This window comes from Alienimonas chondri (assembly GCF_013036045.1).
Classification (GTDB): Bacteria; Planctomycetota; Planctomycetia; order Planctomycetales; family Planctomycetaceae; genus Alienimonas; species Alienimonas chondri.
The window spans coordinates 1-15,238 of sequence record NZ_WTPX01000117.1 but is presented as its reverse complement, the minus strand read 5'-3'; the positions used below and the strand labels follow the sequence as shown (position 1 = coordinate 15,238).

The 15,238-nt window shown below is 70.2% G+C and carries 9 protein-coding genes; 2 read left to right on the top strand and 7 right to left on the bottom strand.

Features of this window, described 5'->3' with window-relative positions; translation table 11 throughout:
- From LzC2_RS15650 to LzC2_RS15640, 3 genes are all read right to left on the bottom strand, one after another.
- A partial coding sequence (locus tag LzC2_RS15650; RefSeq protein ID WP_171188701.1) for a class I SAM-dependent methyltransferase occupies window positions 1-1,069 on the bottom strand: 1,069 nt, incomplete at its 3' end.
- The gene (locus LzC2_RS15645) at window positions 1,066-4,497 is read right to left on the bottom strand and encodes a UvrD-helicase domain-containing protein (protein ID WP_171188698.1); all 3,432 of its coding nucleotides are present in this window, start codon (window positions 4,495-4,497) and stop codon (window positions 1,066-1,068) included. The genes LzC2_RS15650 and LzC2_RS15645, both read right to left, overlap by 4 nt.
- Complete coding sequence (locus tag LzC2_RS15640; RefSeq protein ID WP_171188703.1) at window positions 4,490-5,461, bottom strand: PD-(D/E)XK nuclease family protein; 972 nt, start codon at window positions 5,459-5,461, stop codon at window positions 4,490-4,492. The genes LzC2_RS15645 and LzC2_RS15640 overlap by 8 nt, the downstream gene beginning before the upstream one ends.
- Window positions 5,462-8,006: 2,545 nt before the next feature.
- On the opposite strand from LzC2_RS15640, the gene LzC2_RS15635 reads away from it, so the two are divergent.
- Together LzC2_RS15635 and tsaD are read left to right on the top strand one after the other, a co-directional pair.
- Entirely contained in the window at window positions 8,007-9,446 is a 1,440-nt protein-coding gene (locus tag LzC2_RS15635) for a S41 family peptidase (RefSeq protein ID WP_171188696.1), read from the top strand.
- 84 nt (window positions 9,447-9,530) lie between these two features.
- Window positions 9,531-10,565, top strand: a complete 1,035-nt coding sequence (gene tsaD / locus LzC2_RS15630) for a tRNA (adenosine(37)-N6)-threonylcarbamoyltransferase complex transferase subunit TsaD (protein ID WP_171188694.1) — start codon at window positions 9,531-9,533, stop codon at window positions 10,563-10,565.
- A 108-nt stretch (window positions 10,566-10,673) separates the two neighbouring features.
- Here the strand turns inward: tsaD and LzC2_RS15625 are convergent, their stop codons facing one another.
- The 4 genes from LzC2_RS15625 to LzC2_RS15610 form a co-directional block, all read right to left on the bottom strand.
- The gene (locus LzC2_RS15625; protein WP_171188692.1) at window positions 10,674-12,011 is read right to left on the bottom strand and encodes a hypothetical protein; all 1,338 of its coding nucleotides are present in this window, start codon (window positions 12,009-12,011) and stop codon (window positions 10,674-10,676) included.
- A gap of 86 nt (window positions 12,012-12,097) precedes the next feature.
- Window positions 12,098-13,585, bottom strand: coding sequence for a hypothetical protein (locus tag LzC2_RS15620; protein WP_206678746.1), 1,488 nt, complete (start codon window positions 13,583-13,585; stop codon window positions 12,098-12,100).
- 415 nt (window positions 13,586-14,000) lie between these two features.
- Window positions 14,001-14,492: a hypothetical protein gene (locus LzC2_RS15615; protein ID WP_171188691.1), complete on the bottom strand. Its 492-nt coding sequence runs from the start codon at window positions 14,490-14,492 to the stop codon at window positions 14,001-14,003.
- 101 nt (window positions 14,493-14,593) lie between these two features.
- Window positions 14,594-15,001 carry an Hpt domain-containing protein gene (locus LzC2_RS15610; protein WP_171188689.1) on the bottom strand — a complete coding sequence of 136 codons (408 nt, stop codon included), beginning with the start codon at window positions 14,999-15,001 and terminating at the stop codon, window positions 14,594-14,596.
- Window positions 15,002-15,238 lie beyond the last annotated feature (237 nt).

The following is a 15,238-nucleotide window of genomic DNA, read 5'->3' as shown; positions in this document are numbered from 1 at the left end:
CCTCCCCCACCGCCGCCCGGTAGCGGCGGGCGTTGTTCGGGCAGACGGCCAACACCCGGAACGCCGCGGCGAAGGGCGTCTCGACACGCTCGCCGGTGAGATACTCCTCCGCGTCGTCGGTCCGTCGCAGGCCGGTTCGGTCGCACAGTTCGTCCAACAGGCCGGCCCGCACGACGGACGGGTCCGGGTCGTACAGAACCTCCCCAATCGGCCCGACGTGCGGAATCGCATCGAACGGGTCCGCGGCGAGGGTCTGGGAATGCATCGCTCCGGGGGCTGACGCCCCCGGCTCGCCGGGAAGCAGCACGGTCGCCCGATGGATGTGAGGATCGCCGAGGGCGCCGCACCAGACGGTCGCCTCGCGGCACTCGCCGCCGTGCGAAATCAGTTCGATCTCGCAGCCGACGAACTTCCCGCCCCAGTTCGACGCCGGGCTGACCTTGATCGCCGCCCCCGCGGCGGTCGCCGCGATCTGCTGCATGAACGGCAGACCGGGGGCGTAGTCCTCCAACCGCTTCTCCCGCCGCCGCGACCCGCGATCGCCCGACGGGCGGCGGTCCGGGTCGAGATGGACGAAGGCGCCGGCCGCGGCGATCCCTTCCACATCCGCAGCCAGCGGTTCGACCCGCGAGCCCACGCCGTACAGATCGGCGTTGCGGGCGGCCATCCAGCCGGCGGCTGGATGGCGGTCGACGGTGCGGACGGGGGCGTACTCCGCGAGGGCGATCGCGTCCCCGCCCAGTCCGCCGCACAGATCGAACCACGGGGCGTTCGCCGCCTCGGCCCGCTCGGCGAATCGGCGAGCCTTATGACGAGCAACGGCCTCCCCGGTGGCCTGTTCGAGCCGGACGCGGTCGAACCACATGCGGTCGCCCAGACGAAACTTCTCCTCGGCCCGCAGGCGAAGCTCGGACAACGTGAGCGCCGCGGCGACCGCTTCGGCGGGGTGCTCCTCCCGCAGCGCCAGTTGGGCCGCCGGGGCGTTGCCCGCCTCGGCCGCGGCGTCGATCAGCGTCGGGTTCTCGTGCAGATAGTTCAGCCACCGCACGTCGGCCAGCGGCGGCGTCATGGTTCGATCCGTTTCAGCAGTGTCTCAAGACGCTCCGCGGAAACTTCAGACGCCGGTAGGTCGTCCGTCCGCACGACTCGGGAGGAGCCGTCCGCAGCGACCAACACTAGCGCCGCCTGCCCGCCGCCCAGCCATCGGAGTGCTTCCCGCTCCGCCCACAGCCGCGGCGCCAGGCGATCGGGCAGCCGCTCCGCGGCGACCTCCGCCGCGGTCGCGGTCGCTACGCCCGCCGATAACCAGCCGTCGTCCAGCCGGTAGAGGCGCTCCATACGACCGTCGATCCCCGGTCGCCCAGGGCCGCTCGAGGGGAGGAAGAAGTCGACGTCCCGCCGCTCCGCCGCGTTCCCCGGCGCTCGCACGGCCTCCCGCAGCCGCTTACGAGCCTCGGCCGCAGCGTCGGAATCAGGTTCGAGGAACGCCGCCAGTTCGTCGCGTTCCGCATCGGTCGCTATTCGCTCCGTCAGTTCGGCGACATGCAATAATCGCGAGCGAACCGGGGGGAGCGGGCGTCGCAGGTCGTACGGCTCGCAGGGTTCGGTGTCGGCAAGGACCGAGGCGAATTTCCCGGGCGGCGTCCCCCGTCGCGACCCGGGCAACGCCTTGCCGACGCCCGCGGGTTTCACTTCGTGCGTGCGGATCTCCGGCGGCTCGTACAGCGGTCCCTTCACAGTCGGAGCGTGCGGCTTGCCGGTCTTGAGGTCGAAGACGGCTTCCAACGTCTTCAACGGAATGCCGGTCGGCCGTTTGGGCACGACGGTGCCCTCGGCTTTCTCATCGACCGGGCGGGCCGCGGAGAGGATCAACCGATCCGCCGCCCGCGTCGCGGCGACGTAGAAGATGCGCACGATCTCCGCTTCGTCGGCGGCTTTCTCACGGGCCTTCCAGATCTCGGCGCCGGGGTCTTCGAGCTTCTCCCCGTGCTGATGAGACAGCGGCACGATCGGCCCGAGATCCGGGTCGAACGTGCCTTCGACGGACACGCCGGGCGGCTTTCGATCCAGGTCGCAGGCAACGACGATCGGGAATTCCAACCCCTTTGAGCCATGCACCGTCATCAGCGTGACCACGTTCGGATCTTGCGTGACCGTCGCCGCTTCGCCCTCGCTGAGCGTCTCCTTCACGCTCTCCAGCAACCGGGCCGCGAAGCCCCGCAGGCCGCCGTCCGGCAGGGCGTCCGCGTCGCGGGCCATGCGGAGTAGCTTGCGCAAGTTCGCCAGCTTGCGCTCGCCGAGGAACTCCAGCAGCAACGCCCCGTCGTAGCCGGTCCCCTCGACGGCCCGCTGCAACAACCCGCCCGGTCCGAACCGCGATCGCCCGGCGATCAGCCCCCGCAGCACGCCGCGGACGTGCGACAGCCGCTCGTTCTGCTCAGCCGGAAGGGGGAATGAGGCGTCTTCGAGAACCGCGGCGGCGAGCGGGGCGAACCGCACCTGTTCATCGACCCTATCCGCGGCGCCGGCCTCCGGTTCCGCGGGGCGGTCGCAGAGGGTGAACAGGGTGTCGTCGGACAGGCCGCACAGGGGACTGCGGAGCACTCCGGCCAGCGAGAGCGTGTCGTCGGGATCGTCCAACCAGAGCAACAGGTGCACCAGATCCTGCACCTCCTGCTGGGCGAAGAACGATTTCCCGCCGGCGATGTAGGCGTCGACGCCCACCTCCCGCAGGGCGTCCTCATACAGCTTCACGTCCGTCAACGCCCGGAACAGCAGGCAGACGTCGCCCGGTACCGGCACGCGGTCCGGCTCGCATATCACACGGACGCAGGCATCGCCGTCGAGCAGTTCCCGCACGCGGGCAGCCACCCATTTCGCTTCGACCTCCCGGCACTCCGCCGCCTTCGGCTTCGCCCCGCCGGGGCCGAGCGGCACGGTCGGCAGGAGAAACTCGATCTGCGGGTCGCTGCTTGATTCCAACGCCCCGCCCGGCGGCGGTTCGAGCGGTTCGTAGTCCTCCATCGACGGAGCGAACAACGCGTTGACGAACCGCAGGATCTCCGGGCGGGAACGAAAATTCTTCGTCAGCGGCAGACGGCCGGCGGGCGCAATCTCGCCGCGGATCCGCCCGAACACCTGCGGGTCGGCGCCGGTGAAGCGGTAGATGCTCTGCTTCGCATCGCCCACCAAGAACAGCTTGCCGGCATCCTCGCCGGCGGCCAGACCGGCGATGCGACGGACCAGCTCCGCTTGCACGGGACTGGTGTCCTGAAATTCGTCGACCATCAGCAGCCGGATCGAGCGGGAGACCTTCTCCCGCACCGCGTCGTCCCGCAGCAGCCGAGCCGCGAGCCGCAGTTGATCGCCGAAGTCCAACCGGGCCGTCTCCCGCTTCACCCGCTCGTACCGCCGGGCGGCGTCCGCGGCGAGCGGCACGTACGCCCGCACCGCCGGCAGCGCCGCGGCGAAGTCCGGCGGGCCGTCGCCCAGCGTCTTCAACAGTTCGTCCGCCAGCCCGCGGAACGATGCGAGATGAGCCTGAATCACCGCGTAGTCCTCGCCGTCCCACATCTTTGGGGACTGACCGAGCTTCCCGGCGACCATCAACGGCCGCACCGCCGCCAACCGCGATCGCAGCCCGTTCGCGTCCGGCGGAGGGCCGGTGAACAGCAGTTCGCACTCGGTCAGTAGCGTGCGACGGGCGTCGGCCTTGTCCGGCTTCGTGTGGAGGTTCCGGGTCAACACCGGCTGCAGCTCCGCCCAATGCGACGAGTCCCGCAGCGCTTCAAACAGCGGGGCGATCAGTTCCCGCTCCCACGCCCCGGCCCGAGCGGCGACGAGCGTTTCGGTCGTCCACTCCCGGTCGAGCAGTTTGCGATCCGTATCGAGGAGGTTCAGCAGCGTCGTCCGTACCGTCGTCAGCCCGCAACGGGTGACGAGGTCGCGGGGGGAGAGAGCGCCTTCATCAGCGTGCTTCTCCGGCGACCGGGCGAGGGCCGTCTTGAGCGCCGCGTCGACGGCGTCGGCCCGCAGGTCGGCCTCCTCCGTCGCTTCGACCGTGCGGAAGGCGGGATCGAGGTCCGCGGCGGCAGCGTTCTCCTTCAGTAATGTGGTACAGAAGCCGTGAATCGTGCTGATCCGGGCGGTGTCCAGCCGCCGCTGCACCGTGCGCCAATGCTTCCGCTGCGACGCCCGTGCGGGATCGCGGAGCCGTTCGCCCACCGAGCGCCGGACGCGGGAGACCATCTCCGCGGTCGCCTTCTCCGTAAAGGTGATCGCCACCACCGCGGGCAGCCCCTGCGGGCGGCCGTCATTCTCATCGGCCGGTTCCAGTTCTTGCAGGAACCGCTCGATCAATACGGTCGTCTTCCCGCAGCCGGCGCCGGCGCTGAGGCCGACGGAACTGATGCGGTGCCCGACCGCGTCCGACTGCTGCGCGTGCAGCGTCGGCCCGGTCGTTTCGACGGGCGAAGGGGTTGCGGAACGGTCACTCATCGTCGTCGCTCTCCTCCGCAGCCGGGTGCCACGGGGGCGGCCATTTTTCGAGTCGCTCGGCGACCGCCCGCACCTCCGCGGCCCGACCGACGCGGGCGTGATCGCTGAAGACCTGCGTTTCCGCCTTTTCGGGGGAGATGGGGAACACGCCGCCGCGGATCGCCTCCGCCAGTCGCGGGACGATCGCGTCGAGATCGTCTTCCAGCGTCGGCAGGAGCTCTTCGACGCACTTCTTGCGGCCGTTCGAGACGCCGTTCTTCGGTCCCTCCTCCTTTACGCCCCAATAGACCAGGAAGCGGGCGACGGCGTCCGCGGGCACGAGGCCGCACCGCTTCGCCGCAATCGCGTAGAGAGCCAGTTGCAGCGAGGTGCCCCCGGCGATCTGTTCGGCGGCGAACTTCGGCAGGGAGGAACCGGTTTTGTAATCGACGATGTTGTAAGCCGTTTCGCCTTCGATCGTGCCGACGTCCAGCCGGTCAATGCGGCCGGTGACGGGCACGCCGTCGGGGCGATTCGGGAAGCGGGCGGCGTCGGGGCGATCGTCGCGATGGACGACCTCGTCCTCCTCCTCCGGCGTGCGATAGCCAAACGCCGCTTCGAGTTGCGACGTGGACGGCCCTTCGTCCCAGTTCGAGCCGAAATCGCTGCGATACGTCGCGGCCTGGGCCGGGAACGCTTCGGACCACGCCGCCAGCAACGCCCGCTCCGTTTCCCACAGCCCCTCGTGCCAGCGGGCCAGCAGGCGCCCGCGGGGCTTCATCGAGGCGACCTCCTCGCGCAGCAGTTCAAGCGTCGGATCAATGCCGTCCTCGCCCATCGTTCGGCGATAGGCCCGGGCCAATACCGCGTGCATCGCCGTGCCGCGGTTCATGCGATCCTCCCGCAGGCCCGGCGGGTCCGGCCGTTCGACCCGCAGCACGCGGTCGAGAAAGTAGCGGAACGGGTTCGCGGCGAAGGATTCCAGTTCGCTGGCACTGAACTGATAGCCCGCTGGCCGCCGCCGCGAGCGTCGAGCGGATCGCCGGCGCCTCGCTCGGTTCGATCAGCAGCCGGGCCAGCGGGCCGGCCTGCCCGCCGTCGCGGAGCTCGGAGACCGCCCGCACCCGGGTGTCCGCGGGGGTCAGCGTGCGGTTCTCGCCGGGGATCGGGGAGAGGCTGACGGGCGGCGGAACGGGAAATGCGTTCAGCGCGAACAGATCGCGAACCGCTTCCACAAACGGGCCGGGGAACGTCTCGCGGCCGTTTTCGTCCAACGTCGACCACGACAGCGTCAGCGACTCCGACGGCCGCGTGACGACGCCGTAGAACAGCAGCATCTCCGCCCGAGCGGCGGCGTCGGCGAGGGTCGCGGGATCGTCCGCGTCCTCCCCGGATCGCGGCGGCGCCGGATCGGCCGGATTCGGCGGACGGGGGAACTGCCCCTCGCCCAACCCCAGCACGAACAGATGATCGCAACCCGCCGTCCGGGCGGTCTCCGCATCGACGAACGCCACCCCGCCCGCGACCGCCGGCGGCCCCGGCACCCGGGCGGCTCCCAGCAATTCGTCCGCCCACCGCAGGAACTCGCCCAGCGAGAGCAGGGCGCCGCCCTCCTCGCCCTCGCCGACCCGGTCCGCGTCGGCGGCGTGCTCCGCGGCGGCTTCGCTGAGCCAGCGGAGCGCGGCCTCCAAATCTTCGGCGTCGTCCTCCCACGGCTCCCGGGGCGCGGCCGCGGCGGCGGGATCGAACCCCAGCGCCGCGATCAGTTCCCGTAGTCGCTCGACCCAGCCCGCCGGGTCGGCCGGGGTACGAGCCGGGGCGAGCGCCGCGTCGAGCGTCTCGCCCGCCCTCAACGCGAGTCGACGGTCCACTTCAACCGGGGCGTCGCGGTCGATCGATGCCGCCCGCTCCGGCGCCTCGCCTTCCTCCGCAGCGCTCCGGTCCGTCGGCTCCTCCGGGGCGAACGCGTCGAGGGCTCTGAGGATGGCGAACCGGTCCTCGCCGACGTTGGCGAATCGCAGCACGCGGGCGACCGCCGTCGCGGCGCCGGGAGGAAAGCCGAACGACGGGTCTCGCAGTACGCTCAGCAACCCCCGCATCCCCCAGCCGGACGCCTCCGCCCGCCACGGGGCCAGCAGTGCCCGCACCGCCGGCCGACCGGCGAGGGGTAGCGGTCGCTCCGCGTCGACCGGCACGCCGCTCGCGTCGCACAGGCGGAAGAACTCCTCCGCGTAGCCGCTGAGATCCCGGGCCGTCACGACGACGCGATCCGCCCTCGCCCCCCGGGCCAGCAGACGTTTCACCCCCGCGACGGTCGCCCGCACCTCGTCTTCGATCCGTCCGGCCCGGTGCAGCGTGATGCTGGTCGCGTCCCTGCGGCGGGGGGCGGGTCGGTCCGATTCGTCAAACAACCACGCGGCGAGATGCCCGAGGGCGTCGTCCGGGCGACGGGGGACGTGCCAGGCGTACTCCGTCTCGACGTCTCGCTCGGCCAGCGGATCGGACAGTTCGTCCACGCTTTGCCAGACCGGCTGGAAGAGATCGGGGCGGAACGGTTCGCCCTCGCGGGGCGTCGCCGTCATGCCGGAGTCTCGCTCCAACGGCAGAGCGATCACCGCGGCGCCCGCCGACGAGGCCAGCGCCGCCAGCAGATCCCGCTGGGTCGCCGTGAAGCTGGTGAACCCGTCGGCCACCAGCAGATCCAACCGGCCCTCGCCGCCCTCGGCGCCGCCTTCGCACAGCAGCGTGCGAGCCGCCCACACGCGGCCCTCGGCATCGAACAGGGACGGGCCGCCGTCCGGCGGGTTCCGCAGGCGTTCCTGATAGGCGGCGTACAAGCGAACGAGATCCCGACGGGCGGGGCCGCCGGTCTGCAACGATTCGTCTTCCGGCCAGACTTCCGCGTACTTCCAGGCCCGCACCTGCCGTTCGAGCAGGGTGAGGAACCCGCCGGTCCGGGCGATGCGGGCGAAGTGCGAGAGCCGACCGGCCGCGACTTCCGCGTCGATCACCGCCCGCAACACGCGACGACGAGAAACGCCCGAGAGCGTGCGATAGCGCTCGCCCGACGGGCGTTCCCGGCCCAGATTCGCATCCAGGTTCCGCCAAAGTCGGCCGTCCGAGAGCAGATCGTCGGTCAGGTTTTCGAAGGTCTTCACCCCCGGATCGAGCAGCGGCCCGCCGATCTTTTCCGCCAGATCCTCCCGCACCGCCGCTCGGCTGAGCCGGTTCGGCGTGAGCCACAGGCAGGCGCCCATGCGGTCGTCCGCCCAAGCGGCTTGCAGGGCGGCGGCGTATTCCGTCAGCAGCGCACCGGTCTTTCCGCCCCGCGGCGTCCCGCATAGCAGTCGCACGGTCCCCCCACGGGTCGCGGGCGAGCCGGGGGCGTGAGCCCCCGGGGCGGGCAGATCGAGATCGGGAAACGGGAGGTTCACGCGGCCAGTGTACGGTCCGGCGACGGACCGCCTACACTGCCCCCGATCCGCCGGCGATCTCCCCGCCGAACTCTTCCCTCGACCGGATAACCGCCCGTGCTCCGTTCCCGTCGCTCTCGGTTCCTCTCCGCCGGGCTGCTCGCCGGTGCGCTGGCGCTGCCCGGGTCGAGCGCCGCGATCGCCCAAGAGGTGCCCACCGAGACGCCCGCGGAGGACGCCGCGCCGGGCCTCGTCGAGGACGAGTCGAGCGATCCGCGGGAGGATCGCGAGGAATTGCTGCGACTGATGCGGGAGTTCGCGGATTCCTTCGAGCAGATCGAGCGGAACTACGTCACTGAAGTCAGCCGCGAGGAACTGCTCGAAGCGGCGATCGACGGGATGGTCGCCCGGCTCGATCCGTACAGCACCTATCTTGATGACGAGGAAGTCGGCCGATTCGCCCGGGAGGTGGAGGGGCAGTTCATCGGCATCGGCGTGCAAATCCTGCCGGACGCCGACACCGGCCGACTGACCGTCACCGCCCCCCTGCCGGGCACCCCCGCCGCGGAGGCCGGCGTGCGGGCCGGCGATGTGATCGCACAGGTCGACGGCGAAAGCGTGGACGGCCTCGACACCTCCGATGTCACCGCCCGCATCAAGGGCCCCGCCGGCGAACCGGTGAAACTCGGCCTCCTCCGCCCCGGCCAAGACGAGATGATCGAGCTGACCGTCGTCCGCGACGACGTCCGCGTGCCGACCGTGCTGGGAGAAACCCGCCGGGCCGACGGATCATGGGACTTCCTCCTGCCGAACGACGATGAGGACGCACCCAAGATCGGCATGCTGCGGGTGACGAAGTTCGCCGCCGGCACCGATCGCGAACTGACCGCGGCGCTGGCCACGTTGCAGGCCGCCGGGGCGGAGGGGGTGATCCTCGATCTCCGCGGCAATCCGGGCGGGCTTCTGAGTCAGGCGGTCGCGGTCGCGGACCTATTTCTGAAGGACGGCCGGATCGTCTCGACGGCCGGTCGCAACGTCGCCCCGCAGGCGTTCGACGCCCTGCCCGGCGGTCCCGCCGAAGGCTTGAAGGTCGCCGTGCTGGTCGATCGGTTCAGCGCCAGCGCCAGCGAGATCGTCTCCGCCGCCCTGCAGGACGCCGGCCGGGCGACGATCATCGGCGAGCGCACCTGGGGCAAAGGCAGCGTGCAAAGCGTCATCAACCTCGGCGGCGGACGCACCGCGTTGAAGCTCACCACCGCGGCCTACCTGCGGCCCAGCGGGGCGAACATCCAACGCCCCGGCCCGATGAACCGCCCGGCCCGCCAGTCCGATGAAGAGGCCGAGTGGGGCGTCACCCCGGACGAGGGCTACCGCCTTCCCCTCACGTTGAAGCAGCGCCGGAACCTGAACATCGACCGCATCGTCCGCGATCGCCCGGTCGGCTCCGTGGTGACGAACGACGTTGAAGAATACGAGCCGACCGAAGACCCCCACATCGCCGCCGCGTTGGAGGTTCTCAGCGTCGATGGAGGCGAGCGGGGGGCGTCAGCCCCCTGAGGGTTTCTCGCTTCGCCACCTCGTCGTTTTCGTCATCGCACATCGTTTGCCTCAGGGGGCTGACGCCCCCCGCTCGCCTGCATAATGGATTCTTCCAAGCCGATCCTCGCGATCGAATCGAGTTGCGACGAAACCGCCGCCGCGGTGATCGCGGCGGATCGGTCCGTGCTGTCGAGCGTCGTCAGCACGCAGGCGGCGTTGCACGAACGGTTCGGCGGCGTCGTGCCGGAGATCGCCTCGCGGGCCCATGTCGAGCGCATTCTGCCCGTCCTCAAGGAGGCGATGGACGAAGCGGGCGTGACGGGCGCCGATCTCTCCGCGATCGCGGTCGTCACGCATCCGGGGTTGGTCGGTTCGCTGCTGGTCGGCGTGACCGCGGCGAAGACGCTGGCGGCCGTTTGGGGGCTGCCGCTGGTGGCCGTCGATCATCTGCGGGCGCACCTCTACGCCTGCCGGTTGGCGTTCGGGGAAGACATCTTTCCCGCTTGCGGGTTAGTGGTCTCCGGCGGACACACGAACTGGTACGACTGCCCCGATCCGGTGCGGTCGAAACTGATCGGCAGCACGATCGACGACGCCGCCGGCGAGGCGTTCGACAAGGTCGCTCGGCTGCTCGGCCTCCCCTACCCCGGCGGACCGAGCGTGCAGCAGGCCGCCATGAAGGGCGATCCGGAGGCCGTCCCGCTGCCGCGTCCGATGATGAACCGGCCGGATCTCGCCGTCAGCTTCAGCGGCTTGAAAACCGCGGTGCGGTACGCGGCGCTGGGCAATCCGAACTCGCCCGAGGCGCCCGTCCCGCCGCTGGACGAGGGCCGGATCGCGGATCTCGCCGCGTCGTTCCAAGCGGCGGCCGTGGACGTGATCGTGGGGAAATGCGAAGTCGCGTTGAAGCAGACCGGCCGTCCGACGCTGCTGGTCGGCGGGGGCGTCGCGGCGAACCGGGCGCTCCGCGAGGGGCTGACGGAACTGTGTAATCGCCGGCAGGTGCGGCTGTGCATCGCCCCGATGGAGTACTGCGTCGACAACGCCGCGATGGCCGGCCTGGCGTGGGAGATCGTCGAACGGGGTGAGTTCGCCCCGCTCGACTGCGACGTGACGCCGGGCCTGGTCCGTGCGTGAGGCTGCCCCGGCGAGCAGGGGGCGTCAGCCCCCTGAGGCTTTCCGGATGCGGGCTCTGAGGCTACGCGACTTGTTCGGCTCAGCAGGCTGACGCCCGCCGCTCGCCGGTCAGTTTCCGCCGGGGGTCGGGCCGCCGAAGCCGCCGCCGGGGATGCCGCCGGGGCCGGGGCCGCCGCCGGTGTTCGTGCCGGCGAAAGTGAAGTTGAATACGTCGATGATGTTCGTGAACTGGGGCGACAGCGACAGCCTCACGTAGCGGCGGTCGGCGCTGACGACCGCGGTCGCCCCGAGCGTGATGCCTTCATTGAGCAGTTGCACGTCCGGCTGATAGCCGACGACTCCGCCGCCGGCGCCGACGCCGCCGAACTGGTTGTTCACGCCGGGCGACGGTCCGAACCCGCGCCCGCTCGCCACGCCGGCGCCGCGATCGGTGAGGTCGGCGAGCTTCAAGCGACGGGGAGCCCTCGGGGGGGTGCGCACGTCGATCGTGGCGAGGCTCATCCGGCGACCGCCCTTCAACGTGATCAGGGAGGGCGTGTGAACGGCCTTCAACGGCACGGTGAATTCCTCCCGGCTCTCCGAAGGGGAGCCGGCATGGCGGATCACTTCGACCCGCACCCGCTGGCCGACCGGCTCGCCGGTGGTGAGGCCGACGCTCAGGAGATAGACGCCGTCGAACGCCTTGGGGACGCGGTATTCCTCCATCGCGGTCGCCCGATCCGGTCCGAACCCGTCCCGCACCAGCACGCCGCCGCCGGCGCTGCGCCGCATCGTGGCGCTGGTGACGGTGCCGGGCGGTTCCGTGACGGTCAGATCGACGTCGGCGTTTCCGCTCCAACGCACGCGGACGATCAGGTCGGCTCGCTGGGCGTCGGCGAGCAACGCGTTCGCCTCGGCAAGCCCCTCCTCGTCCCCGCGGCGGCGGAGTTCTCGCAGGGCCGACTCCGCGACCAACTCGGCTTGCTCGCGGGCCGGCTCGGCCCGCACGCCCCACGCCGTCCTCAACACGCCGGCCGCGGCCCACACGGCGTCCCGGGGACGCTCCTCCGGCGGGGCCATCTCCAAGGCCATCCCGTACGGTTCCGCCGCCTCCTCGGCTCGTTCGACCGCCATTCGACACAGGGCGAACGCTCGCCGATCGAGTCCGAGTTGATGCATATACGTCGCCGCGGCCAGCAGCGCCGGGGGGTCCGCGGCCTCGGGATGGAATCCGCCGAGGATCGCGTCGGCGACCTCTTCCTCGCCCGCGCCGGTCAGCTGCAGGGTGAGACCGAGCACCTCATACATCCAGGGCCGGGCCTCGCCGGCGTCGATTCGTTCTCGGATCAGGCGAATGACTTCCTCATGCTCGCCCGCTCTATCGAGCTGACGGATCTTCCGGCTGAACTTTCGGTCGATCTCCAGCCCCTCCGCCATGCCTTCCGGCAGCTTGCTTTCGGGCGTCACAGCTTCGGATCCGGACGCGGAACCGCCCGGCCGGGACTGGGTCCCGACCGGGCGGCTGTTCGCGTCCGCGGAGTCCTCAGACTGCGTCAGAGAGTTTTTTTTTCCGCATCGTCGGCCTGCAGATCCTCCGGGGGCAGGCTGAACGCTCCGCCGCCGAAGCCGCCGCCGCCCTGGCCGCCGAAGCCGCCGCCGCCCTGACCGCCGAAGCCGCCGCCCTGACCGCCCAGACCGCCGCCCTGACCGCCCAGACCGCCGCCGAGACCGCCGCCGAGACCGCCGCCGGAGAGGATCGGGATCACCAAGTCGCCGACCGGGTAGACGCGGGTGAAGAGGCGTTCGTCCGCGTAATCCTGCGTCGTGATTTTCATGACCTCATCTTCGACGATGTAGGTCAGCGGCACATCCTGAACGGATTCCAGCAGCAGCTTCAGGGCGCTTTTGAGCTTCACGCCTTCGAGCACCGGAGGATTCTCGATCGGCAGGTCCCGCAGATCGATGCCTTCCAGATCCAACCGGGCAATGTCCGGGAGAATCGTGATCTGATGGATGCTGGCGAGCGTGTCGAGCGCTTCCGCCAACGTATCGCCGGGACGCAGGCCCGCGAGACTCGTGGGAACGTCGAGCTGCGCCCGGATCCGTTCTTCGGCCGCGCTGTCGGCCTGGAGGCTGACGGCGCTGTAACGCGTCTTCCGGCGGCGGGACAGCTCTTCCCAGACCGACGCCGCCGGGAACCGCACGGGCGGCTCGTCCGGGAACGGCACGTGGCTCAGTTCCACCTGATACAGGGTTTCGAGGAAGCGGTCGTTGCGGATGCTCCGCAGGCGGAACGCCTTGTTCAGCTGACCGGCCGCCTCGGCGGTGAACACCGCGGCGGTCGCGGGCATGTTCCCCGGCCGCAGGTTCACGGCTTCCCGGGCGAACGTTTCCGCTTCCTCATAAGCGAAGTCGTCGCCGTGCACGGCATCGTCGATCGACGCCCGCACCTGATCGATGAGCTGTTCGAGGTTCTCTTCCTCGGTCCGCAGGGCTTCGAGCGCCCGTTCGGCGGCGATCACTTCCGACTGGGCGATCTGCCCCTGCAGCCGATTCTCTTCGGCCCGAATGGACAGGTTCTGCGCCTTCTGGATTTCCGTTTCCAGTTGCCGCAGGAGCTGGCCGCGGGTGATCGGATTCACGTCGTCGGCCGTCTGGACGCTCAACAGCGCCTGCTTCAGCTCGACGATCGCCAGATCCGGGTTCCGAACCGCGTAGACCCGCGTCCGATCGATCGCGTTGCCGACGGACGTGGCCAATTGCTCCGTGCGAATCCGCTGAAGGTCGAAGGAGCCGGACACGCGTCCCGCAACCCCATCGACCGGCGGGGCCGCAACCGGAGCCAGTTCGTCGGCCGCCAGCGGGTCGACGTCGACCGGGGCGCCGAGGGCCGGTTGGACATCGTCCTGGGCCGACGCGGACGGCAGGGCGACCAGCGCGGCGGCGAAGGCCAGCGGCAAGGCCCGGCGGACCAAACGCGGCAGACCAAAGCAATCCATAGACGATTGGCCCGGGAGCGGGCGGCGAGTGCGGAGCGACATGGGACGTCTCCCGGGGTGTGAGGCGAGGTGTGTGAACACGAGGTCCGGCGGATGCCAGTCTACCGGACGCATTCACCCGATCGGGCGTCAGAATCCAGCGTCAAGCCCGAAAAGTTCAGCCGACCTGCCCGACGGACGGGTTGTACGAACGCTTCAGCCGAAGCGTCCCTTGGCCATGGACTTTTCGAGATTAGGTCGCTTCGTCCCGCGGGACCGAAGCGTCTCCTTCAGTTTCGGCCGGTCGCTCCACGCCGCCGCATCGACGTGAAGAATGCACGGGAACCGACGATCTTGCCGGTGACGCACGTCGGAACGCTTCGATGGGCTGCTGTGATCGCCGGCCTGCTGAAAACCGGATGCTGATGACCGTCCGCCGGGTACGGCCGCCGCTCGGCGCCGCGTCTCGGCGGGTCGCTCAGAGCGCTTCGCCGAGCACTTCGCCGCGACGGAGGTACAGCGTCCGCAGGGTCTCGCGAGACATCAGCCGGACCAGTTCTTTCTTATAGGTCAAGCGGCCGTTCTCATCCCGGCCCAGCTCGCTGAGCACGTGCTGCGGAGCGAACCCGGCTTCGAGAGCGGCGTAGGTCTCCGGATCGACGCCCCGGCCGGTCTCCAGGGAGTTCAACACATCGTATCCGCCCGCCAACACGATGAACGAGTTCACCCCGTTCGCCGCCGGCACATAGCGGCCGGACTGCTCCAGCGCGACCTGCGCGCGACGCAAGCCTTCAAAGCCTTCTTTGATCCGCGCGACGATCGACTCATCGATCGCCTCCTCCTGGGCCTCCGCGACCGGCATGACCGGGGCGTCGGACAACCGCCCGGCGCAGAATGCGATCAGCAGGGCGCCCCCCGCCCCGACGAGACGAAGGCCGGAGGAGCGGACGAAATGCGAACGGCGTAACACGGCGGACTCGACTCGATAGGGGAATCACGGAACGGGGCGACCCCCGCATCGGACCGCCCCGCGCGGTTCGGGGCAAGCCGACAGCCGGTTTCCGCGGGGTTTCAGCCCGTCGTCGCGTGACACGACGCGGACATTCGGGACATGAGGCCGAGCAATTCCTCGACGTTCGCCTCCACGGCGGCGGCGTCGCCCTGCTTGCAGGCGACGAGCGTCGCCCACGCCGCTTCGGTGACCTGCGGGAAGCCATATCCCCCGGCCGAACCCTTGATCTGATGGGCGAGGTCGCGGACCGGCTCGCGATCGTGCGGCAGCGCCTCCGCCGCCTCCCGCATCGCCTGAATCTTCGCGTCGATTCCCGCGAGGTACGGCTCAAGGATGACGGCGAAGTCCTCGTCGTCGGCGAACTCGGACCGCAGCGGCTCGGCCTCGGTCAGCGAATTGGCCTCGGTCAGCGGCTCGGCGTCGGTCAGCGAAATGACGTCGGACAGCGAGATGGGGGCGGGAGTCATCAGCCAAACCGTCGGGAGCGAGCGGGAGCCCAAGCGGCGCCGGCCGCTGCGAGCGAAGGGGTCCGTGATTCGTGTCTTGCGAAAAGCCTACCCCATGAATCTGCATTTGCCCGATCGGGTTTCCGGGAACCGCGACGCGGGATTGACCCGACGCCCGTCTCCGACCGACAACGGCAGCGGTCCGCCGCGATCCGTGGCGGCGCCCATATGATGTGTTCGATGCCGTCCGTCCCCGCC